The organism is Bradyrhizobium sp. USDA 4354 (genome assembly GCF_054060315.1).
In genome coordinates this window covers 5,270,614-5,291,297 of sequence record NZ_JBSSDC010000001.1, presented here as the reverse complement: position 1 = coordinate 5,291,297, position 20,684 = coordinate 5,270,614, and the positions used below count along the sequence as shown (strand labels likewise).

Genomic DNA, 20,684 nt, shown 5'->3' with positions numbered 1-20,684 from the left:
GCCTGCAGGTCCACGTCAGCCCCGCCGCGCTGCCTCGATTGCGGCGACGTCTATTTTCGTCATCTCCATCATCGCTTCGAACGCGCGTTTGGCCTCAAGGCCACCGGCCGCCAGCGCCTCCGTCAGCACGCGCGGCGTGATCTGCCACGATACGCCCCATCTGTCCTTGCACCAGCCGCACGCGCTCGCCTGTCCGCCATTGCCCACGATGGCGTTCCAGTACCGGTCGGTCTCCGCCTGGTCATCGGTGGCGATCTGGAACGAGAAGGCCTCATTGTGCCTGAAAATGGGACCGCCGTTGAGGCCGAGACAGGCGACGCCCGCCACCGTGAACTCGACGGTGAGCACATCGCCCGCCTTGCCAGTCGGGTAGTCGCCTGGCGCGCGGTGGACGGCGGTCACCGCGCTGTCGGGAAACGTCTCCGCATAGAAGCGGGCAGCCGCTTCAGCATCCTTGTCGTACCAGAGGCAAATCGTGTTCTTGGCCATCAGAATCCCCTTCAGTCGTTCCGTACCAAATCACGCTCCCTGTGAGCATAGGCATCCGGCTCTGCATCCTCCAGCCGCAACATCCGGTTGCCCGATCTTGCTCGCATGCGTCATTGTGTCTAACTCTGGAAACCCGACGGCAGAGGTTTTCACGTGATCGACATCGACCAAATACGAGCCGACACACCGGCCGCCGCTCGGCTCGCCTATCTCCATAACGCCGGCGCTGCTCTCATGCCAACGGCCGTTGCCGCGGCGATGAAACAGCATATCGATCTTGAGAGCGAGATAGGGGGCTATGCGGCCGCCGACCATGAGTCCGATCGACTTCAAGCGGTCTATGGCTCGGTCGCGCGCCTGCTGAATGCCGCCCCCGACGAGATCGCGCTCGTGGAGAACGCGACGGTTGCCTGGCAGATGGCGTTCTACGCGCTTTCGTTCCGCAAGGGCGACCGCATCCTGACAGCCGAGGCGGAATACGCCGCCAATTATGTCGCGTTTCTTCAGGTCGCGAAACGAACCGGCGCAACGATCGACGTCGTGCCGAGCGATGCCAGCGGCGAGCTCGATGTGCACGCACTCGAACGCATGATCGATGAGCGGGTAAAACTCATCGCCGTCACCTGGGTTCCGACCAATGGCGGGCTGGTCAATCCCGCCGCAGCAATCGGCAAGATCGCGCGGGCGCATGGCATTCCCTACCTGCTCGACGCGTGCCAGGCGGTCGGACAGATGGCGGTCGACGTCGACGCCATCGGCTGTGACATGCTGTCGGCGACTGGGCGCAAGTTCCTGCGCGGCCCGCGCGGCACGGGCTTTCTCTACGTCCGCCGCGCGCTGCTGCGACAGCTCGAACCGCCCATGATCGACCATTTCGCGGCGCCTTGGGCCTCGCGCGATGAATATCGGCTCCGCGACGATGCGCGCCGCTTTGAGACCTGGGAGAACAATTACGCGGCCCGGCTCGGGCTCGGCGCCGCCGTCGATTATGCGCTTGATATCGGCATGGGTCCCATCGAGCACCGCTGCCGCCTGCTCGCGGGCCGCCTTCGCAGCGGCCTCGCCTCCATTCGCGGCATCACCATTCGCGACCTCGGCCGCACGCCGGGCGCCATCGTCAGCTTCACGATGGATGGATACGACGCCGACGCCGTTGTCAGCAGCGCCGCTGATTCGGGCATCACCATCGGCGCTTCGGATCCGTCGAGCACCCGTATCGACGCCGAACTCCGCGCGCTGCCGCCGCTCGTGCGGGCCTCCCCGCACTACTACAACACGGAAGCGGAGATCGACCGGCTGATCGGTCACCTCGCGGGTTTGGCGCCGCGATAGTGTAGCGCACGCTCAAGTGCAGCGCGCGCTCAGACCAGATGCGCTGAGCCTCGCCATGACCTCGTCGAGATGCGCGCTATCGCGGGTCTCGATGACCAGCTGCAGCAGCGTCGCCTTGGCCGGCAGATCGGAGAAGGTCCGCTGGTGCGAGACCTCGATGATGTTGGCGCCGGCCTCGGCCAGCAGCGCCGCCACGGCTGCGAGTTGCCCCGGCCTATCAGGGATATCGAGCGAGAGCTGAGTCAGCCGCCCTTCGCGCGCCAGCTCGCGCGTGAGGACGGAGGCGATCAGCCGCGTGTCGATGTTGCCGCCGCTCAGGACCAGGCCGACCTTCTGGCCGGCAAAGCGGGATGGATCGGACATCAACGCGGCCAGGCCGGCAGCGCCGGCACCCTCGACGACGGTCTTCTCGATCGAGATCAGGGTCGCGACCGCGCGCTCGAGCTCGGCTTCGTTAACGAGCGCAATGTCGTCGACGAGGCGGCGGACGATTTCGGTGGTGATCTTGCCCGGCGATTTCACCGCGATGCCCTCGGCGAGCGTGTCGCCGCGCGCCGGCAGATTGCCGTCATGGATGGCGTTGTACATCGAGGGATAGAGCCAGGCCTCGACGCCCAATATCCGCAGCGACGGCTTGATCGACTTCGCGGCAATGGCAATGCCGCTGATCAAACCGCCGCCGCCGATCGGGACGACCAGCGTATCGAGCTCCGGCACCGCCTTGAGCATTTCCAGCCCGATCGTGCCCTGCCCGGCGATGACGAGCGGATCGTCGTAAGGATGGACGAAGATCATGCCGTGCGCTTCACCGTGGCTGCGCGCAAAGGCGGCCGCCTCTTCCAGCGTCGCGCCCGTGACCACCACCTCAGCGCCGTGATGCCTGGTGTTCTCGATCTTCACCATGGGCGTCCCGATCGGCATGACGATGGTGGCGGGAATGCCGAGCCGCCTGGCGTGGTAGGCGACGCCCTGCGCGTGGTTGCCCGCGGACATCGCGATCACGCCTCGCGCGCGCTCTTCCGGCGTCAGCGCGGTGAGCCTATTGAGCGCGCCGCGCTCCTTGAACGAGGAGGTGAACTGGAGGTTCTCGAATTTGAGCCAGATGTCGCAGCCGCAGATATTGCTCAGCGTGCGGCTATGGCTACAGGGCGTCTCGACGACGGCCCCCCGGATCGTCTCGGTGGCGGCATGAATGTCACTCGGTGCGACCGGAAAGCCGCTGAGATCGGACGTGGTTTGGGACAAGTCAGCCATAGGCCAGCATAGAGCATTTGGCCGGCCCAGGCGATAAGCCAGCCTCTATTTGGTAAATTCACGCGATCGCGAGGCGCGCCACAGTGTCCAGAGCGTGCGCAGCCGCGACGACGGCTGCAGCGTAAACGGGTTTCGTCCCGGACGCGACAGGCGCTTGAGATCGGCCCGCGCCTGGCTCAGCGGCAGAAACGCCGGCCGCACCGACGGCGTCACCTGCGCCAGCAGCGACGAAGCCGCCGTCATATGCTGCCGGGCTTCAGCCGCAAGCTGCTCCAGCACTGCATGGAGATTGGATGTCTCCTTGCCGGCGAAGACATCTTCCATGCTGCAATTGTGCCTCTCCATCACCTGCTGCGGCAGGAACAACTGCCGATGCGCGGCATGGCGCGGCAAGTTGGCGATGACCTGCACGATGCCCTGCGCCAGCCCGGCATGGCGGGCGATATGCTCGACCGCCTCCGACGTCGGTCCCAAAACCCGAGCCGCCAGACCGAACAGCGCCGACGAGGTCGCCGCCAGATACCCCTCCAGTGCGGCCATGGTCGGCATCGGGTCGTTGTAGAGATCGAACTGGTGCTCCTCGGCAAGCAGCGACAGCGGCTCGACCGGCAGGTCGAAATCCCTGACAGCGCGCAGCAGTTCGGCTGCCACGGGATTGCCCTCGGCGCTGCCATGGACATGGCCTGACAGCATATCTGTCCACCATTGCAGGCGGATCTCACCGGGCAAGGGCTGGCTCACCTGGTCGCGGACGCGGACGATCTCGACGTTGAAGGCATACAGCGCCAACAACGCACGGCGCTCGGCGGCTGGCACGAACAGGGTCGCGGCGTAACGCGGAAAGTCGTGGCTGCGCACGAGATCGGCGCAGTAGGCAACGGAGTCGGGCGCCGGCGCCGGACTGCTCATGGTACGGCGATCAGCGCAGCGGCAACCCGCCGCCGTTCGCCGATCATGATGTTGTAGGTCCTCACGGCGGGGCCGGTCTGCATCGTGTCCAGCACCACCCTCACCGCCTTGAGCGCCTGACGCAGCTCCGGCGGCGGCAGCCACAGCCCGGTTCCGGTGCCGACCAGGAGCGTGTCGATGCTGTTGGCGGCCGTGAAGACCCGATCCAGCGAATAGCGGTCGATCTTCTGAGGGTCCGTCACGTCCCAGGCCCAGATCGCGTCGGGCAGGCAGAGCAGCGACCCCCGATGCGACATGCCGGCAAAGGCGAAACCGCCCTTGCCATAGGCATCGATCGGCGCCGAGCGCGGGAAATGCGGAGCGTTGGGATCGCCGGCCATCAGCTTCGTCCGAAAAGGCTTACTGCCCTCGCAAACTCCTGCGAGGGCATGAGGTTCGGATCATGCCTTGCTTTTCTTCGCCGGCGTAGCCGTATCGGGCGCATCTTCGCGATGCTCGCCGACGCCGAGGTAGATCAGGATCGGGGCCGCAATGAAGATGGAGGTGTAGGTGCCGACCAGCACCACGCCGAACATCATCACCGCGGTGAAGCTGTGGATGGCGTGGCCGCCGAACAACAGCAGCGCGAGCAGTGCCAGCGTCACCGTGACGTGGGTGATGATCGAGCGCGACAGCGTCGAGTTGATGGACTCATTGAGCAGCTGCGGCATCGGCATCTTCTTGTAGCGCCGCAGCATTTCGCGGATGCGATCGTAGATGACGACGGTGTCGTTGAGCGAATAGCCGAGAATCGTCAGCAGCGCCGCGATGCTCGTCAGGTCGAAATCGACCTGGCTGATCGACATGAAGCCGATCGTCAGCACGATGTCGTGCACGTTGGCGATCATGGCGCCCAGCGCGAACTGCCATTCGAACCGGAACCAGAGATAGATCAGGATCCCAACGATCGCGAGCATCAGGCCGAGCATGCCGTAGGCCAGGAGCTCGCCGGCCACGCGCGGACCGAGCACCTCGGTGCGCTGAATGTCGACGCTGTCGCCGAGCGCACCGCGAAGCTTCTGCAGGGCTGCCTGCTGTGCGGCGTCGCCACCCGGCTGCTCCGCAACACGGATCAGGACGTTCTCGGGGCCGCCGAACTGCTGCAACTGAATTTCGCCGAGACCGAGGGCGTCGAGCGTGGTGCGCATCGCCGCGATGTCGGCGGTGCCGGACTTCGCCTTCACTTCCAGCAACGTGCCACCCTTGAAGTCGATGCCGAGGTTCAGGCCATGGGTGAAGAACAGCGTGATCGCGACGATCGACAGCGCCGCCGAGATCGGGAAGCTGATGCGGCGGAATCGCGTGAAGTCGAAATGCGTATTGTCCGGAACAATGCGCAGCGACGGCAGCAGGCCGAGGGCCGCCACCACGGTGAGAATGGCAATGAGGACGCCGAGCCCGATAAGAACGGTGTGAGTCACGATCAGGCTCCTAGATCGGCACGCTCTGCGGCCGCTTCCACCGCACCCACCAGGCGACGATCAGCCGGGTCAGGGTGAAGGCGGTGAACACCGTGGTGATGATGCCGATGCCGAGCGTCACGGCAAAGCCGCGCACCGGGCCGGTGCCGATGTAGAACAGCACTGCAGCGGCAATGAATGTGGTGATGTTGGAATCGAGAATGGTCGCCAGCGCCCGCTTGAAGCCGGCGTCGATCGCCGAGATCGCGTTGCGTCCGCCCCGCAATTCCTCGCGGATGCGCTCGTAAATCAGCACGTTGGAGTCGACCGCGATGCCGACGGTGAGCACGATCCCGGCGATACCGGGCAGCGTCAGTGTGGCGTTGAGCAGCGACAACAGGCCGAAGATCATGGCGACGTTGATGGCCACTGCGATATTGGCGAACACGCCAAAGAGCCGGTAGGTCACGAGCATGAACACGATGACAAGGATCGAGCCGACATAGGCCGCAAGCTCGCCCTTCTCGATCGAATCCTGGCCGAGGCCCGGACCGACGGTGCGCTCCTCAACCACCGTGAGTGGCGCCGGCAGCGCGCCGGCGCGCAGGAGGATCGCGAGATCGTTGGCCGATTGCACCGTGAAATTGCCGGAGATCTGGCCCTGGCCACCAGTGATGGGCTCGCGGATCACGGGCGCCGAGATCACCTTGTTGTCCAGCACGATTGCGAAGGGCAGTCCGACATTCTCGGTCGTGGCCTGCGAGAACTTGCGCGCGCCCGAGGTGTTGAACTTGAAGCTGACCACCGGCTCGCCCGTGCGCTGGTCGAAGCTCGCCTGGGCGTCGGTCAGGTCGCCGCCGGCGACCAGCACCTGCTTCTTGACCACGTAGGGCGTGGGCGGCGGCGATGCGCTCATGAGCAGCTCGGATTCCGGCGGCAACCTGCCCTGCTGCGCCTGATCCGGCGGCACGGAGGTGTCGACCATGCGGAATTCCATCTTCGCGGTCTTGCCCAGCAGCTCCTTCAGGCGCGTCGGGTCCTGGAGACCGGGGACCTGCACCAGGATGCGGTCGTTGCCCTGGCGCTGGATGACGGGCTCGACGGTGCCGAGCTCGTTGACGCGGCGCTCGACGATCTGGATCGACTGCTCGATGGTCTTGCGCATGCGGTCGAGCATCGCGGCCTGCGGGATGCTGAGGCGGATCACGCCGCCGGCATCAGCCACCTCGAGGTCGCGTTGACCGCTGGATCCCATCAGGCCGCCCAGCGGCTGGGACAGCTCGCGCAGCTTGGCAAGCGCCGGCTGCACGTCGGTTTCCTTGGTGATGCGAACCTCGACCGCATCGTTGCGCACGGTGACGCCGCCGGTGAAGCCGATCTTGGCATCGCGCAGGGTCCGGCGAACGTCGTCGCGGATCTGGTCCAGCCGCTCCTTCTTCACATAGGCAGAGTCGACCTCAAGCAGCAGATAGGAGCCGCCCTGGAGGTCGAGGCCGAGCACGAGCCGGCGTTGCGCCCAGGCGGGCCAGGTCTTGACCTGCGCCTCGGGGAAGAAGTTGGGGACCGCGCAGAGGCACACGATCAGCGCCGTCAGGATAATCCCGAGCGCCTTCCACCGCGTGAAATACAACATCGACTGGACCTGTCAGATCAGGAGACTTGAGACTCGCGGTGAAGCGCTCACTTCGCCGCGGTGTCGTCCTTGGCGCTTTCCTTCGAGCTTTCTTTCGCCGGCTCGCCCTTGGCACGCACGCCCGAGATCATCTGGCGCATCTGCCGCACGCGGACGCCGTCTGAAATCTCGAACTCGATCTGGTCGTCGTCGACGACCTTGGTGACCTTGCCGACGAGGCCGCCCGAGGTCACGACGGTGTCGCCGCGGCGGATGTTCTTCACAAGCTCGGCGTGGTCGCGCACCTTCTTCTGCTGCGGACGCAGAATCAGGAAGTACATGATCACGAAGATGAGGGCGAACGGCAGCAGCGACATCAACATGCTGTTGGTGTCGCCGGCGCCCGCGGCCTGGGCATACGCAGGGGTAATCAGCATTCGGACGATCCTCGTGAGAACGGGGGAAAGCCGGTCAGGCCCTCAAAGGCGACCGGTTCGGTCAAATTCGCGCGGACTATAGCGGCCATTGCCCCAATTGCAACGCTGCCAGACCGCCCTTTTAGGCCACCTTGCGGCGGGCCGTGAGGCCCGATAAGGCTGCGTTCTCAGGAACTTCGGACATGCCCAAAAAACCCAACAAAAGCCCGGCCGGCAAAGGCCCCCACACCCCTGCCAGCAAGCCCGCCCGCGTCGCGGCAAAACGCCCCACGGCAGCCTTCAAAGCAATCGCCAAGACAGCCCCGGACCTCTCCCAGGAGCGCATCGTCCGCGCGCTGGAGACGATTGCGGCGCACCTCTCCGCCCAGGGCAAGCTGGCGGTCGAGGCCGAGTCGTTCGAACGGGCGGATGCCTATGTCTGGCACCCCGACGGGCGCCTTGCCGCCGTGCCGAGGGTCAGCCGCGTCGAGCTGTTCCTGCTGAAGGGCGTCGACCGGATGCGCGACATCCTGATGGAGAACACCGAGCGCTTCGCCAATGGCCTGCCGGCCAATAACGCCTTGCTCTGGGGTGCGCGCGGCATGGGCAAGTCGTCGCTGGTGAAGGCAGCGCATGCCAGCATCAACGCGGAGCGCAAACTGGCCGACAGGCTGAAGCTGATCGAGATCCACCGCGAGGACATCGAAAGCCTGCCCGCGCTGATGGAGCAGCTGCGGGCCTCCTCGTTCCGCTTCATCGTGTTCTGCGACGACCTCTCCTTCGACGGCAACGATGCGTCCTACAAGTCGCTCAAGGCGGTGCTCGAAGGCGGCATCGAAGGCCGGCCCGAGAACGTCATCCTCTACGCCACCTCCAACCGCCGCCATCTGCTGGCGCGCGAGATGATCGAGAACGAGCGGTCGACCGCGATCAATCCGGGCGAAGCGGTCGAGGAGAAGGTTTCGCTGTCGGATCGCTTCGGCCTCTGGCTTGGCTTTCACCGCTGCAGCCAGGACGAATATCTCGCCATGGTGCGCGGCTATTGCAGCCATTTCGGCATCGAGATCGACGACGAAGCGCTGGAGCGCGAGGCGCTAGAATGGTCGACCACGCGCGGCTCCCGCTCGGGCCGCGTCGCCTGGCAGTTCGTGCAGGAGCTGGCGGGACGGCTCGGCGTGAAGCTGACGATGAAGTAGCGGGAGCTGCAGCCACACCCCACAACTGTCATTCCCCGCGCAGGCGAGGAATCCAGTACGCCGCGGCTTATCGGCTCAACAGCCGTCTCTGGAATACTGGATCGCCCGGTCAAGCTTGGTCAAGCCGGGCGATGACAGTGTGCATGTGGTGATGACGTGGCCCTGCTCAGCGGGCCCGCGCCTCACGCCCCGTTCAGGAATTGAAGCGGGTCAACCGGGCTCGATCCCTTGCGGATCTCGAAGTGGAGCTGCGGCGACGCCACCTCCCCGGATTGACCCGACTTGGCAATGACCTGGCCGCGCTTGATGGTATCGCCGCGCTTCACCAACAGCTCACTCGCATGGGCATATGCGGTGACGTAGCCGTTGGAGTGCCGAACCAGGACCAGATTGCCGTAACCCTTGAGCTCGTTGCCGGAATAGGCAACGACGCCGTCTTCAGCCGCCTTGACCGGCGTCCCCTCGGGCACCGCGAGATTGATGCCGTCATTGGACTTGCCATTGGTCTTGGCGCCGTAGCTCGTGACCACCTTGCCGCGGACCGGCCAGCGGAAGGTCGGCAGCGCGCCAGTGGCCTCCGCGGCCTTCGCCGGCGTCTCGGCGGGCTTCTCTTCGACATTGGCCGTGGCCTGAGCCAGGCGCGCGCTCTGCACGGGCGCGGCGGCAGCGGCCATCTTGGTGGCGGGCGCCGGAGCAGCCGCCACGGGCTGGAGCGTTCCGGCCACCGGAGCAGCCGCGACCGGAGCCGCAGCAACCGGCGCCGCGACGGCCGCGGTCTTGGCGCCGGGCACGGTCAGCTTGGTGCCGAGCTTGAGTTTTGCAGACGGATCGAGGCCGTTGGCACGGGCGAGCTCAGCCGCCGAGATATGGTTCTTGCGCGCGATGCTGGCGAGCGTGTCGCCGGCATTGACGAAGTGGGTGCTCGACGGTGCCGCAAGCGGCTTCGCCGCAGGCGCCGCCGCGACCGGAGCCATCGCCGGCGCGGGCGCGGCGGCCGTCGCCGGATGCGGGATGATCAGCTGCTGGCCGGGCGAGAGCGCCCGCGGGCCCTTGTAGCCGTTGGCGGCAAGGATCGCCTGCGGCGTGACGTGATAGCGCTTGGCGAGCACGTCGAGCGTATCGCTGGTGCCGACGATGATCTTGGTCCCGCCGGCCGGCTGGGCGGCCGCAACCGAGCGCGGCGGCACGGTGGCCGTGGTGTCGAGATGCGGCTGCGCCGGAGGCGCATAGGAGCTGACGCCGCGTCCGCCACCGGACACTCCGCCACCTCCCGTTACCGGATAGGATTGCGGCGCGGACACTGCCGGCGGTGGCAAAGGCTGCGACTGATAATAGCCGGGCTGCGTCTGCGGCCGCGCATATTGCGGCAGCTCACGCTGCGGCGGCGGTGCCTGCTGCACCGAACCGGTCTGCTCAGACGCGAAGGGATTGGAGAAGTTCGTCTGGGATAGCCGCGACGACATGTCGGCGCTGCACCCTGCGAAGCTGAAGGAGATCAGCGCCAGCACCGCGACCTGCGGCACGCGGCGCGAGTAAAGCAACTCGGCGACAGCGGACATGGTTACTCACTCGTACGCAACAGAACTGGTGTTTTAAGTAAACACGCGCCGAGTAAATAACGGCTTAACCCTCCCAATAAGATGTTGGCGGCACAGCCAATCCGGGATTCTACAGCTCCCGCGCCACCCCGGGCAGCGCCGGCACGAAGCGGACCTCGACGAGTTCCTTGCGCTCGATCCCGGTTTCGCTGCGGGTCAGGCGGGTGAGCGTCTGCACGCCCTGATGCGGACCGACGGGCGCGATCAGGATGCCCCCGACCTCCAGCCGCTCGACCAGATTCTCCGGAATCCGCTCCATCGCGGCGGTGACGATGATGCGATCGAACGGACCGATATTGGCAGGCAGATTGAGGCCGTCGCCGAGCATCACCTCGACATTGTGACAATCGAGCTTTTCGAGCCGGACGCGTGCCGTGTCGGCGAGCTTGCGATAGCGCTCGACGGTCAGCACCTGGCCGGCGAGCCGCGACAGCACGGCAGCCTGGTAGCCGGAGCCAGTGCCGATCTCGAGCACCCGGTGCTGCTTCTGGAGCTGGAGCTGCTCGGTCATGTAGGCGACGACGAAGGGCTGGCTGATGGTCTGCCCGCACGCGATCGGCAGCGCGCTGTCGCGATAGGCACCGTCGCGATCGGCCTCGTCGACGAAAAGCTCGCGCGGCACCTCCTCCATGGTCCGCAGCACGGCCTGATCGCTGATGCCCCGACGCCTCAGCGTCAGCTGAAACATCATCTTCTCCGGCGGGTGCTGATGGGACGTCATTGCTGCTGCTATTGCTGATCTCGTCTGGCGGATCGCCGTACTGCACCGCAAGAACCCGAGACGAGAATCTTGTTCCGGCTCAGGAACTCATGATAGCCTTTCGGCGCAGCATTTGACCACAATCCGCTATCAACGCGCTAAGCCATTTGCAGGTTTGGGTTCGCCGAAACGCGCATTGCGTCGCTTATCTTTATCTGCGAACGTTCGCGAGAATGGGCAAGGACTCACCTATGACTGCGACAGGGCTTTCGGGCCGCTCTGTTTTCCTCGTCGAGGACGAGGTCATGATCAGAATGATGGTCGCGGACATGCTGGAGGAGCTCGGTTACAAGGTTGCCGCCGAGGCGGGCGACATCACCGAGGCCATGCGGCTTGCGCAATCCACCGAGTTCGACCTCGCCATTCTGGACGTCAACGTCAACGGCAAGGTCATCTCGCCGGTCGCCGATGTCATCAGGGCGAAGGGCTGCCCGTTCATCTTCGCCACCGGATACGGCTCCTCCGGACTGCCCGAACAGTACCGCGACCGGCCGGCGCTTCAAAAGCCGTTTCAGCTCGACGCGCTCGGCAAGACCATCGAAGCCGCGCTTCGCGGCGGCTAGTCCTATTTCAGCGTGAGGCTCAGCTCTTCCGAAAATGCTTCGTCGGTGCGGTCGAGCCTGAGCGGGGTGACCGAGACGTAGCGCTCGCGCAGCGCCGCGAGATCGGTGCCGTCGGCGGGCGTGTCGAGCATCGCGGTGCGTTCGAAGCCGATCCAGAAATAGGGATTGCCGCGGCCGTCCCTGCGCTCGTCGATCCTGAGAAAGCCGAGATTGCGCTTGCCTTGCCGCGTGACGCGGATGCCCAGCACATCATCCGGCGCGCAGGACGGGAAGTTGATGTTGATGACGGTGTCCTTCGGAACGCCGGCGGCGATCACCTTGCGCAGGATGTCGGGTCCGAATTTGCGCGCGGTGTCCCACGGCGGCCGTTCGCGGGTCTCGACACTGAACTCCTGCGACAATGCGAATGACGGCAGCCCCAGGATGGTGCCCTCCAACGCACCAGCAATGGTGCCGGAATAGACGACGTCCTCGGCGACGTTGCGGCCCTTGTTGACGCCGGACAGCACGACATCGGGCAGCTTGGCACCCAGGATATGGCGAGCGCCCATGATGACGCAGTCCGTCGGCGTGCCGCGCACGGCAAAGTGCCGCGGGCCGACCTCGCGCAGGCGCAGGGGATCGTTCAGCGACAGCGAATGCGACACGCCGGACTGGTCGAGCTCGGGCGCGACCACCCAGACATCGTCGGACAAGGCCCGCGCGATCTCCTCCACGACCTTGAGGCCAGGGGCGTGGATGCCGTCGTCATTGGTGCAGAGGATGCGCATGCGAGAGGTTCGATTCCTGAAAACGGGTCTGAGCCGTCTTATCCGGCCAGGGCCGATGAGGCAAACCGGACGATTGCGGTCCAGCGGCAGGTTCCCGGCCTGGTAAGCACGCTGAGATTGGGATGAACCATCATCGCGCCTTAGGTTATTGTTTGAGCATGATCTTTTCGGAAAACCGCTTTACACTTTTCCGGATCATGCTCTAGCGGCGAATGCGCCATTGCGGCAGGAAGCGCGCCAGGCGGCCTTCTGCACGCAGCCGCATCGCCGGCACGACCGGATTCGCGACGGGAGCCTCGATCACGCCGAGCGCCTCCAGCTGCGCGACGAACGGGTCTGCGCCCGGCGCCTGCGGAAAGCGCTCGCGCGCCACCGTCAGCGCCTTGTCGAAATCCGCAGCGTTGACGCCGGGCTTGGCCCGCCGGCTCTGCACGAGATCGTCGTCCCAGAGCCGCGCGATCTCGATGTCGAGCACGCCCCGGAGGCGCTGATCGACGGCCTGAATCCCCGCACCCGTCACCGCCCATTGTCGGCCGACCCAGAAGATGTCGCGGTGCAAGGCCATGAACGGTGGGGTTCGCGTTGAGGGGCCGGCAGGATAGCCGGCCGCCCGATCTTCGCAATGCGATTCTCGTCATGCGCGTTTTCGGACGCGAACCGGTGCCCACTTCGCGGGAAAACGCTTTAGTCGCGCCCGATCACCTTCAGCCCGCCCATATAGGGCTGGAGCACGTCCGGGACCGCGATCGAGCCATCCTCCTGCTGATAGGTCTCCATCACGGCGATCAGCGCGCGGCCGACCGCGGTGCCGGAGCCGTTCAGCGTGTGCACGAAGCGCGGCTTGCCGTCAGGCCCGCGCGAGCGCGCATCCATGCGCCGCGCCTGGAAGTCGCCGCAGACCGAGCAGCTCGATATCTCGCGGAACATGCCGCCGTCGCCCTGCCCCGGCATCCAGACCTCGATGTCGTAGGTTTTTTGCGACGAGAAGCCCATATCCCCTGCGCAGAGCGTCATCACGCGATAATGCAGGTCGAGCTTCTGCAGCACCTGCTCGGCGCAGGACAACATCCGCTCGAGCTCGTCTTTGCTCGACTCCGGCGTGGTGATGGAGACCAGCTCGACCTTGGTGAACTGGTGCTGGCGGATCATGCCGCGCGTATCGCGGCCCGCGGCGCCTGCCTCAGCGCGGAAGCACGGCGTCAGCGCGGTGAGGCGCATCGGCAATTGCTTCTCGTCGAGGATGGACTCGCGCGCGAGATTGGTGAGCGAGACTTCAGCCGTGGGGATCAGGCCGAGGCGCTCGGTCTTCAGCCGCTCATGGTCGGGCGAGGCGAGCAGTTCGCCCTTGATTGCCCAGAACTGATCATCTTCGAATTTCGGTAATTGTCCGGTGCCGAACATCACCTCGTTGCGCACCAGCAGCGGCGGGTTGATCTCGGTGTAACCGTGCTCATTGGTGTGCACGTCCAGCATGAACTGGCCGATCGCACGTTCAAGCCTCGCAAGCCCCTTCTTCAGCACGACGAAGCGCGCGCCGGAGAGTTTTGCCGCCGCCTCGAAATCCATGTAGCCGAGCGCGGTACCGAGATCGTCGTGCAGCTTCGGTGCGAATGCGTAGTTGCGCTTGTTGCCGAACACGTGGCGCTGGACGTTGCCGTGCTCATCGACGCCGTCGGGCACGTCGTCGAACGGAATGTTCGGGATCGCGGACAGCTCTTTCGTCAGCTCCTCGTCGGCGGCTTTCGCGGCGGCTTCGAGCTCCGGCATCGTGGTCTTGAGCTCGGCGACTTCAGCCATCAGCTTCGCCGCACGCGCCTCGTCCTTGGCCTTCTTGGCATCGCCGATTTCCTTCGAAGCTGCATTGCGCCGTGCCTGCGCCTGCTCCGAAGCCAGGATCGCCGCACGCCGCTTCTCGTCGATCGCCAGCAGCGCGGCCGACATCGGCTTCAGGCCGCGCCGGGCAAGGCCGGCGTCGAAGGCTTGCGGATTGTCGCGGATCGATTTGATGTCGTGCATGGCCGGGGTCCTGGATCAGCGCGTAAACATACAACGGCAAACGTTGTACGTCAGCGCGTTCCCCCTAGCACAGCTGTCATCATCCGCGAAGGCGGATGATCCAGTATTCCAGAGACGACAGCGATTCTCCGAGGGGCCGCGGCGTACTGGATTCCCCGCTCCAGTGCGCAATTGCGCACAAGGCGGGGAATGACACCGAGTGTGTGGCGCCCCTACTCCGCCGGCTTTGCCGGCGTCGACACGTCGGTGCCGGTGGCCTGCGACGAAGCTGCCGCCTTCTTCTCCACCATCGCCACCGCGATGATCGAGCCCTCGTAGAGCGCCATCAAGGGAATCGCCAGGGAGCACTGGCTGAGCACGTCGGGCGGCGTCAGCACGGCAGCGATGACGAAGGCCATGACGATGAAATAGCGCCGCTTCTCGCGCAGCATCTTCGAGGTCACGATGCCAATGCGGCCGAGCAGCGTCAGGATCACCGGTAGCTGGAAGGCGATGCCGAAGGCGAAGATCAGCGACATCATCAGCGACAGATATTCGCCGACCTTGGGCAGGAGCTGGATCTGCGCGGTCTCGTCGCCGCCGGCCTGCTGCATGCCGAGCGAGAACCGCACCAGCATCGGCAGCACGACGAAATAGACCAGCGCCGCGCCCAGCACGAAGAAGAACGGGGTCGCGACCAGATACGGCAGGAAGGCCTGCTTCTCGTGCCTGTAGAGCCCGGGGGCGACGAACTTGTAGATCTGCGTCGCCACGATCGGGAACGAGATGAAGCCGGCGCCGAACAGCGCGAGCTTGAGCTGGGTGATGAAATATTCCAGCAGCGCCGTGTAGATGAACTTGGAATTCTCGGGCCCCGCGATCCACACGAACGGCCAGACCAGCACGTTGTAGATCTGCTTGGCGAAGAAGAAGCAGAAGATGAAGGCAACGCCAAAGCCGAGCAGCGCCTTGATCAGCCGCGAGCGCAGCTCGATCAGATGGTCCATCAGCGGGGCTTTGCTGGCTTCGATGTCGGCGTCGGTCATGACGCTTTGGCGTCCTTGATCGGTTCGGATGGCGCGGTGTCCTGCGCGACCTTTGCCTGCTCGACCTCACGCGTGATCGCGAGCGGCTCGTCCGCAGCCGCATGCGCCTCGGCTTCCACAAAGGTCGCGGGCGTCGGCGCTTCCGGAGTAGTCGGGGCAACAGGGGGTTCGACAGCAGTGGCGGCGGGCGTCTCTGCCGGCTTGTCCAGCGCATCGACGCGGAGCGCGTCGCTGACGTCCTTCTGGAGCGAGGTCAACGGATTGAACCCTGTGGCGGCTTCCTTGACCTCGTCGAAGCTCTTCTTGAGGTCGGCCATCTCGGCCTCGCGCATCGCTTCCTGGAACTGACCCTGGAATTCGGCGGCCATCCTGCGGGCCTTGGCCATCCACTGCCCGACCATGCGCAACACGCCCGGCAGCTCCTTCGGGCCGATGGCGATCAGGGCCACGACCCCGATGAGGACCAGTTCACTCCACCCGATGTCGAACATGAGGTCTTCCGTTCACGCCAGCCGGAGCCGGCCCAATCCTCGCGCGCAGGATCGGGGCCGGTACCCGTGTCTCGCGTGCTCTCTGGCTCAGACGGCCTTGCTGCCGACGTCGGACCGTGCCGCGGTCGGCGCGGCGTTGTTGTGCTCGATGGACTTCGCCGGCTCCTGCTTTTCAGCGGGCTTGTCGTCGTCCTGCATGCCCTTCTTGAACGCCTTGATGCCCTGCGCCACGTCGCCCATCAGATCCGAAATCTTGCCGCGGCCGAACAGCAGCAGGACCACTGCGATCACCAAGATCCAGTGCCAAATGCTGAGTGAACCCATCCTGCAACCCTCCAAACGCGCATGGCCGGGGACCCGGCCGATCTTCACCGAAACCTAGGCTTGGCAGGGCTCAAAAACAAGGACCAAGGCAGCGCCAATTCGCTGTCGGCGCTACGCAATCTTGCTAGTGTTAACCGGTCACAGCGCCCCGTAAACGAACGGGCGTCACTCCTCGGTGCCGCCTTCGCTGCCACCGTCGCCGGCGCCCTCATTGCCGCCTTCAGACGTCTCAGGCTCGACCGCGGGCGCCAAGGCAAGATCGAGGTCCTCGCCCGGTTCCAACGGATCTTCGTCCTCGCGCAGTGCCGGGTCGTCGGACGGCGTCGGCACGCTAAATCCGGTGGGCAGGCGCGAATCCAAGAGGCCCGTGCCTTTCAGCTCTTCCAGGCCCGGCAGGTCGCCGAGCTGTTCCAAGGTGAATTGCGACAGGAACTCCTCGGTGGTTCCGAAGGTCAAGGGACGACCGGGCGTCTTGCGTCGGCCGCGCGGCTTGATCCAGCCGGTCTCCAGCAGGACGTCGAGCGTGCCCTTTGAAGTGACGACACCGCGGATCTCCTCGATCTCGGCCCGCGTCACCGGCTGGTGATAGGCGATGATCGCCAGCACCTCGATCGCGGCGCGCGACAGGCGGCGTGTCTCGGTGCTCTCCCGCGTCATCAGCCAGGCCAGATCGCCGGCGGTGCGGAACGTCCATTTGTTGGCGACGCGGACGAGGTTGACGCCGCGCGAGGCATAGTCGGCCTGCAATTGCTCGAGCGCAGCCTTGACGTCGACGCCTTCGGGCATGCGCTTGGCCAGCGTCGCGGTGTCCAGCGGTTCACTCGAAGCGAACAGCAGCGCTTCCAGCAGCCGCAATTCTTCGGGACGTGCCTGGGATTCGTTCTCCATCGGCTCGGCCTCTTCTACCCGCACTTCAGCCAGGCTTGCCATGGCAGATTCTCCTTCTTGCACTTAAGCGACCGGCGCATCAGGCGCAGGAGCTGCGTCCGGGACCGGTTTTGGGCGCCCCTTCCGGAAATAGATCGGCGCAAACGCCTCTTTCTGGTTCAGCTCGAGCTGGCCTTCGCGCACCAGTTCGAGCGCGGCGGCAAAGCTCGAGGCGAACACCGTCGCGCGCTGCGTCGGATCGGCAACGTGGCGTATCAGGAAGTCGTCGAGCACGCCCCAGTCATCCTGTTCGTTGAGGCTACCGACCAGCCGCTCCAGTGTGGCGCGCGCTTCTGCAAGCGACCACACCGTGCGCTTGGCCAGGTGCACGCTCGCCAGCACGCGCGATTGGCGCTGCGCGGCATAGGCCGTGAGCAGGTCGTACAGCGTCGCGGTGTATTTCGGATGCTTGATCTCGGCGATCTGCTCGGGCTCGCCGCGCGGGAAGATGTCGCGCTGCAATTGCGGCCTGTTCATCAGCCGGTTGGCGGCTTCGCGAATGGCTTCCAGCCGGCGCAGGCGGTTGGCGAGCGCAGTCGCCATCTGCTCCGCGCTCGGGCCCTCCGCACTCGGCGGCTCCGGCAGCAGCAGGCGCGACTTCAGGAAGGCAAGCCAGGCCGCCATGACGAGGTAGTCAGCCGCAAGCTCCAGACGAATCTTTCGCGCGGCCTCGATGAAGTGGAGATACTGGTCGGCCAGCGCCAGGATCGAAATCTTGGCGAGGTCGACCTTCTGCTGCCGCGCCAGTGCGAGCAAGAGGTCGAGCGGGCCCTCATAGCCCTCGACGTCCACCACCAACGCCGGCTCACCCTCGGCGAGCTCTGCGGGCCGCCCGGTTTCGAACGATAGGATTTCTGCGGTCATGCCGATGCCGTGTTTGCCCGTGCGATCAATGCGTCCAGTTCGGCGCGTGCGGCCACGCGGTCGAATGGCTGCGGCTGCTTGCGTGCGGCCAGCGCGGCGTTCGCCCGCTCCAGTGCCCTGCCGGACAGTTCAGGTGTCTGGCCGGCGACGTCACGCATCTCCTCGATGTTGCCGTTGCAATGCAGGGCCACGTCGCAGCCGGCCGCGAAGATGGAGCGGGTCCGCTCGGCGATATTCCCCGACAGCGCGTTCATCGACACGTCATCACTCATTAACAAACCCTGGAACCCGATTGCGCCGCGAATCACGTCAGCAATCATTGTCGCAGAAGTCGTCGCAGGATGGGCGGGGTCGACCGCGCTAAACACAACATGTGCAGTCATCGCCATCGGCAGATCCGCGAGCGGCTTGAACGCAGCGAAATCGGTCCGCTCCAGCTCGTCCCGGGGCGTGTCGACGGTCGGCAGCTTGAAGTGGGTGTCGGCGGTTGCCCGTCCATGACCGGGAATGTGCTTGAGAACCGGCAGGACGCCGCCCTGCTCTAGGCCCTCGGTAACCGCGCGGGCAATCGCCGCGACCTTGCCCGGCTCCGTGCCGTAGGCCCGGTTGCCGATGACCGCGTCAGCGCCCGGCACCGGCACGTCAGCCAGGGGCAGGCAATCCACGGTAATGCCGAGATCGGCGAGATCGGCCGCAATCAAGCGGGCGCTCAGACGCGCCGCGGTGAGCCCGAGCGCCGAATCAGCGTCGTACAAATTCGCGAACACGGCCCCCGGCGGATAGACCGGCCAGTGCGGCGGGCCCAGCCGCTGCACCCGCCCGCCCTCCTGATCGATCAGGACCGGGGCGTCGGGAGCATCGGCAACCGCCCGCAATTCCGCAGCCAGTGCAGCAACTTGCGCCGGTGCCGCGACATTGCGCTTGAATAGGATGAAGCCCCATGGGCGTTCCGCACGGATAAACTCCCGCTCGGCGGCGGTCAGTTCCGTTCCGGATACGCCGGTAATGAAGGCCCGCGTGCTCATAACGGCCGATTAACCCTGCCCCGCGAGGGGGTCAAGGAAACGGCCGTTAATTCCTCTGGACGAAGCAGGCCGACAGGCCTGCGGACTTCAGGCTGTTGCAAGCCTGCGTCGCCTCCTCGGCCGAAGCGTAGGGACCTGCAAAGGCGCGGTAGACGATCCCCTTGCCCTTATCGCTCAGATCGACCCGCTTGATCACAGGCGAGCGGGAGCCGAGCACGCTGCCGTACTTGCTCTGAAGCACCCGGTAGGACGCGGCGGCGCTGTCCTCACTTTGCTGCGAGGAGACCTGCACGATGTAACCGCCGCCGCTACTGCTGGGCGCGATTTGCGTCGGGTTGGTGGCAGCCATCCGCTGCGGCGGCTCGGCCGCCGGAACCGATTGCGGCGCCAACGACATCGGCTGATTGACGCTGGCATTGGCCGAGGTCGGCGGATTGCGCGGCGCGTTTGGTGCAGCCGGCGCGGCGGGCGCAGCAACAGGCTTCGGCGCCGCGGGCGTCGGCTTGGCAGCGGCCGATTGCGGCACGGCGCTGTCAGTCTGGTCGCCCTTCACGGCCACGGTCCTGATCGGACGCGGTGAATTGTTCGGCAGCGTGCCGTTGCTCGGGCTCGGACCCGCGCTCGGCGGCGGCACTGCAGACGGCGATACGCTGGCCACCGATGGCGGGTTCGCATTCTGGTTCAGCGGCGGGAACACGACGCGTGGGCCACCCGTCTTGGCGTTGACGTCGACGGGCGCCTCCTCGCGCGGCACGATCTTTTCAGTGCCGTCACCGCTGACCATACGGTCCGGCACCTTGGCCGCGGAGTCCGTCGGCACTGGCACGATCTTGGTCGGCGTGTTGTCGGCCTTGATGATCGGCGGCTCGCCGCTGCGGGGTGAGCCCACATAGGTCTTGTAGGCGAAAGCCGCGCCGGTGCCGACCACGGCAAGCGCCAGGATCGCCGCAACCGTCATCATGCCGCCGCGCTGCTTCTTCGGCTCCTCGACTTCGGCCTCGGGATAGTCGCTTTGGTACGCGTAAGGGTCGTCCGGATAGGCCGGTTCGCGCTGATAGTCCTGCTCGCCCGCCTCCAGCCGTCCGTAAAGCGCATCGTCGTAGCGCGACGGATCTGGCTGCGTGTACGGCTCCTGATAGGCCTGCTCCTGATAAGCTTGGCCATGCTGCTGGTAGGACCGATCCTGAAAACCTTGATCCTGATAGGCCTGCGGCTGCTGAACATCAGGCTCGGGCACGGCAGGATTGGGCACGGCAGGCTTGGCTGAATAGCGATGCAACGGATGAACCGGGCTGACCGAGACGGGATAGTCAGGCTCCGGCGCGGGTGCCGGCTGCGGCTGCACGTTGGCGCGCCGCATCCATGAGGGCGGCCCGGGCGGCGGCAGCGCCTGCTCGGCATAGTCCTGCCGATCATCGTCCTGGCGGTAATCGTCTTCATGATAGCTCTGGGCGGGCCCTGCCGGCGTGCGGGCAGTCGAACGCCCCTGCGCTGCGAACGGATCGGTCTGTCCGATCAGACGGGCGAGCTCGGCCAAGGGATCATTTTCCGCCTTCCCATGCTGATCGTCACCGCGACCATAGTCATCGGAAGGAAACGGTCTGTCCTGATATCGTTCGGCCATCGTGATGATGCGTCCCTTCGGGAAAGCCGCGCGCCCCTCGACCAAGGCAC

At 65.5% G+C, this 20,684-nt stretch carries 22 protein-coding genes; 3 read left to right on the top strand and 19 right to left on the bottom strand.

Annotated features, from left to right (window positions below):
* Positions 1–15 precede the first annotated feature (15 nt).
* Entirely contained in the window at positions 16–489 is a 474-nt protein-coding gene (locus ACVIIV_RS24480; RefSeq protein ID WP_456746426.1) for a VOC family protein, read from the bottom strand.
* 153 nt (positions 490–642) lie between these two features.
* Between ACVIIV_RS24480 and ACVIIV_RS24475 the strand changes: the two genes are divergently transcribed.
* On the top strand, positions 643–1,821 hold the full coding sequence (locus ACVIIV_RS24475; RefSeq protein ID WP_456746425.1) for an aminotransferase class V-fold PLP-dependent enzyme: 1,179 nt from the start codon (positions 643–645) through the stop codon (positions 1,819–1,821).
* A gap of 12 nt (positions 1,822–1,833) precedes the next feature.
* On the opposite strand, the gene ACVIIV_RS24470 is transcribed toward ACVIIV_RS24475, so the two are convergent.
* From ACVIIV_RS24470 to yajC, 6 genes are read right to left on the bottom strand one after another with little or no spacing between them, the layout of a single operon-like run.
* On the bottom strand, positions 1,834–3,075 hold the full coding sequence (locus tag ACVIIV_RS24470) for a threonine ammonia-lyase (RefSeq protein WP_456746424.1): 1,242 nt from the start codon (positions 3,073–3,075) through the stop codon (positions 1,834–1,836).
* 45 nt (positions 3,076–3,120) lie between these two features.
* Entirely contained in the window at positions 3,121–3,984 is an 864-nt protein-coding gene (locus tag ACVIIV_RS24465; protein WP_456746423.1) for a phytoene/squalene synthase family protein, read from the bottom strand.
* Positions 3,981–4,364, bottom strand: coding sequence for an Mth938-like domain-containing protein (locus ACVIIV_RS24460; RefSeq protein WP_061881784.1), 384 nt, complete (start codon positions 4,362–4,364; stop codon positions 3,981–3,983). Before ACVIIV_RS24460 ends, ACVIIV_RS24465 begins: the two co-directional genes overlap by 4 nt.
* Positions 4,365–4,424: 60 nt before the next feature.
* Positions 4,425–5,444 (bottom strand): protein translocase subunit SecF, encoded by a 1,020-nt coding sequence (gene secF, locus ACVIIV_RS24455; protein WP_456746422.1) that lies wholly within the window; start codon positions 5,442–5,444, stop codon positions 4,425–4,427.
* Between the two features lie 10 nt (positions 5,445–5,454).
* On the bottom strand, positions 5,455–7,056 hold the full coding sequence (gene secD, locus ACVIIV_RS24450; RefSeq protein ID WP_456746421.1) for a protein translocase subunit SecD: 1,602 nt from the start codon (positions 7,054–7,056) through the stop codon (positions 5,455–5,457).
* Between the two features lie 47 nt (positions 7,057–7,103).
* Complete coding sequence (gene yajC / locus ACVIIV_RS24445; RefSeq protein WP_027576227.1) at positions 7,104–7,472, bottom strand: preprotein translocase subunit YajC; 369 nt, start codon at positions 7,470–7,472, stop codon at positions 7,104–7,106.
* 182 nt (positions 7,473–7,654) lie between these two features.
* Here yajC and ACVIIV_RS24440 point away from each other — a divergent pair, with 182 nt between their 5' ends.
* Positions 7,655–8,647 (top strand): ATP-binding protein, encoded by a 993-nt coding sequence (locus ACVIIV_RS24440; protein ID WP_456746420.1) that lies wholly within the window; start codon positions 7,655–7,657, stop codon positions 8,645–8,647.
* 182 nt (positions 8,648–8,829) lie between these two features.
* Here the strand turns inward: ACVIIV_RS24440 and ACVIIV_RS24435 are convergent, their stop codons facing one another.
* Together ACVIIV_RS24435 and ACVIIV_RS24430 are read right to left on the bottom strand one after the other, a co-directional pair.
* A complete protein-coding gene (locus ACVIIV_RS24435; RefSeq protein ID WP_456746419.1) occupies positions 8,830–10,206 on the bottom strand; it encodes a peptidoglycan DD-metalloendopeptidase family protein in 1,377 nt (458 codons plus the stop codon).
* 109 nt (positions 10,207–10,315) lie between these two features.
* Positions 10,316–10,966 (bottom strand): protein-L-isoaspartate(D-aspartate) O-methyltransferase, encoded by a 651-nt coding sequence (locus ACVIIV_RS24430; protein WP_456746418.1) that lies wholly within the window; start codon positions 10,964–10,966, stop codon positions 10,316–10,318.
* 230 nt (positions 10,967–11,196) lie between these two features.
* On the opposite strand from ACVIIV_RS24430, the gene ACVIIV_RS24425 reads away from it, so the two are divergent.
* Complete coding sequence (locus ACVIIV_RS24425; protein WP_100230808.1) at positions 11,197–11,568, top strand: response regulator; 372 nt, start codon at positions 11,197–11,199, stop codon at positions 11,566–11,568.
* A gap of 2 nt (positions 11,569–11,570) precedes the next feature.
* Here ACVIIV_RS24425 and surE read toward each other — a convergent pair whose 3' ends face one another.
* The 10 genes from surE to ACVIIV_RS24375 all read right to left on the bottom strand — a co-directional run bounded on the left by surE (position 11,571) and on the right by ACVIIV_RS24375 (position 20,634).
* Positions 11,571–12,338: a 5'/3'-nucleotidase SurE gene (surE, locus tag ACVIIV_RS24420; protein WP_456746417.1), complete on the bottom strand. Its 768-nt coding sequence runs from the start codon at positions 12,336–12,338 to the stop codon at positions 11,571–11,573.
* A 202-nt stretch (positions 12,339–12,540) separates the two neighbouring features.
* The gene (locus ACVIIV_RS24415) at positions 12,541–12,903 is read right to left on the bottom strand and encodes a hypothetical protein (protein ID WP_456746416.1); all 363 of its coding nucleotides are present in this window, start codon (positions 12,901–12,903) and stop codon (positions 12,541–12,543) included.
* Between the two features lie 119 nt (positions 12,904–13,022).
* The gene (serS, locus tag ACVIIV_RS24410; protein ID WP_456746415.1) at positions 13,023–14,354 is read right to left on the bottom strand and encodes a serine--tRNA ligase; all 1,332 of its coding nucleotides are present in this window, start codon (positions 14,352–14,354) and stop codon (positions 13,023–13,025) included.
* Between the two features lie 212 nt (positions 14,355–14,566).
* Positions 14,567–15,379, bottom strand: coding sequence for a twin-arginine translocase subunit TatC (gene tatC / locus ACVIIV_RS24405; RefSeq protein WP_456746414.1), 813 nt, complete (start codon positions 15,377–15,379; stop codon positions 14,567–14,569).
* Complete coding sequence (gene tatB / locus ACVIIV_RS24400; protein ID WP_456746413.1) at positions 15,376–15,870, bottom strand: Sec-independent protein translocase protein TatB; 495 nt, start codon at positions 15,868–15,870, stop codon at positions 15,376–15,378. Before tatB ends, tatC begins: the two co-directional genes overlap by 4 nt.
* A gap of 87 nt (positions 15,871–15,957) precedes the next feature.
* A complete protein-coding gene (locus tag ACVIIV_RS24395; protein WP_008547211.1) occupies positions 15,958–16,194 on the bottom strand; it encodes a twin-arginine translocase TatA/TatE family subunit in 237 nt (78 codons plus the stop codon).
* Between the two features lie 165 nt (positions 16,195–16,359).
* Positions 16,360–17,124 (bottom strand): SMC-Scp complex subunit ScpB, encoded by a 765-nt coding sequence (scpB, locus tag ACVIIV_RS24390; protein ID WP_456746412.1) that lies wholly within the window; start codon positions 17,122–17,124, stop codon positions 16,360–16,362.
* Positions 17,125–17,145: 21 nt separating this feature from the next.
* Positions 17,146–17,985 (bottom strand): segregation and condensation protein A, encoded by an 840-nt coding sequence (locus ACVIIV_RS24385; protein WP_028179491.1) that lies wholly within the window; start codon positions 17,983–17,985, stop codon positions 17,146–17,148.
* Positions 17,982–19,010, bottom strand: a complete 1,029-nt coding sequence (nagZ, locus tag ACVIIV_RS24380) for a beta-N-acetylhexosaminidase (protein ID WP_456746411.1) — start codon at positions 19,008–19,010, stop codon at positions 17,982–17,984. The genes ACVIIV_RS24385 and nagZ overlap by 4 nt, the downstream gene beginning before the upstream one ends.
* Before the next feature lie 46 nt (positions 19,011–19,056).
* The gene (locus tag ACVIIV_RS24375; protein ID WP_456746410.1) at positions 19,057–20,634 is read right to left on the bottom strand and encodes an SPOR domain-containing protein; all 1,578 of its coding nucleotides are present in this window, start codon (positions 20,632–20,634) and stop codon (positions 19,057–19,059) included.
* Between the last annotated feature and the right edge of the window lie 50 nt (positions 20,635–20,684).

Excerpts from the sequence above, each read along its gene's own strand:
- ACVIIV_RS24480 (WP_456746426.1), bottom strand. The coding sequence starts at position 489 with ATGGCCAAGAACACGATTTGCCTCTGGTACGACAAGGATGCTGAAGCG.
- ACVIIV_RS24470 (WP_456746424.1), bottom strand. The coding sequence starts at position 3,075 with ATGGCTGACTTGTCCCAAACCACGTCCGATCTCAGCGGCTTTCCGGTC.
- ACVIIV_RS24465 (WP_456746423.1), bottom strand. The coding sequence starts at position 3,984 with ATGAGCAGTCCGGCGCCGGCGCCCGACTCCGTTGCCTACTGCGCCGAT.
- ACVIIV_RS24460 (WP_061881784.1), bottom strand. The coding sequence starts at position 4,364 with ATGGCCGGCGATCCCAACGCTCCGCATTTCCCGCGCTCGGCGCCGATC.
- secD (WP_456746421.1), bottom strand. The coding sequence starts at position 7,056 with ATGTTGTATTTCACGCGGTGGAAGGCGCTCGGGATTATCCTGACGGCG.
- yajC (WP_027576227.1), bottom strand. The coding sequence starts at position 7,472 with ATGCTGATTACCCCTGCGTATGCCCAGGCCGCGGGCGCCGGCGACACC.
- ACVIIV_RS24440 (WP_456746420.1), top strand. The coding sequence starts at position 7,655 with ATGCCCAAAAAACCCAACAAAAGCCCGGCCGGCAAAGGCCCCCACACC.
- ACVIIV_RS24435 (WP_456746419.1), bottom strand. The coding sequence starts at position 10,206 with ATGTCCGCTGTCGCCGAGTTGCTTTACTCGCGCCGCGTGCCGCAGGTC.
- ACVIIV_RS24430 (WP_456746418.1), bottom strand. The coding sequence starts at position 10,966 with ATGACGTCCCATCAGCACCCGCCGGAGAAGATGATGTTTCAGCTGACG.
- ACVIIV_RS24425 (WP_100230808.1), top strand. The coding sequence starts at position 11,197 with ATGACTGCGACAGGGCTTTCGGGCCGCTCTGTTTTCCTCGTCGAGGAC.
- surE (WP_456746417.1), bottom strand. The coding sequence starts at position 12,338 with ATGCGCATCCTCTGCACCAATGACGACGGCATCCACGCCCCTGGCCTC.
- ACVIIV_RS24415 (WP_456746416.1), bottom strand. The coding sequence starts at position 12,903 with ATGGCCTTGCACCGCGACATCTTCTGGGTCGGCCGACAATGGGCGGTG.
- serS (WP_456746415.1), bottom strand. The coding sequence starts at position 14,354 with ATGCACGACATCAAATCGATCCGCGACAATCCGCAAGCCTTCGACGCC.
- tatC (WP_456746414.1), bottom strand. The coding sequence starts at position 15,379 with ATGACCGACGCCGACATCGAAGCCAGCAAAGCCCCGCTGATGGACCAT.
- tatB (WP_456746413.1), bottom strand. The coding sequence starts at position 15,870 with ATGTTCGACATCGGGTGGAGTGAACTGGTCCTCATCGGGGTCGTGGCC.
- ACVIIV_RS24395 (WP_008547211.1), bottom strand. The coding sequence starts at position 16,194 with ATGGGTTCACTCAGCATTTGGCACTGGATCTTGGTGATCGCAGTGGTC.
- scpB (WP_456746412.1), bottom strand. The coding sequence starts at position 17,124 with ATGGCAAGCCTGGCTGAAGTGCGGGTAGAAGAGGCCGAGCCGATGGAG.
- ACVIIV_RS24385 (WP_028179491.1), bottom strand. The coding sequence starts at position 17,985 with ATGACCGCAGAAATCCTATCGTTCGAAACCGGGCGGCCCGCAGAGCTC.
- nagZ (WP_456746411.1), bottom strand. The coding sequence starts at position 19,010 with ATGAGCACGCGGGCCTTCATTACCGGCGTATCCGGAACGGAACTGACC.
- ACVIIV_RS24375 (WP_456746410.1), bottom strand. The coding sequence starts at position 20,634 with ATGGCCGAACGATATCAGGACAGACCGTTTCCTTCCGATGACTATGGT.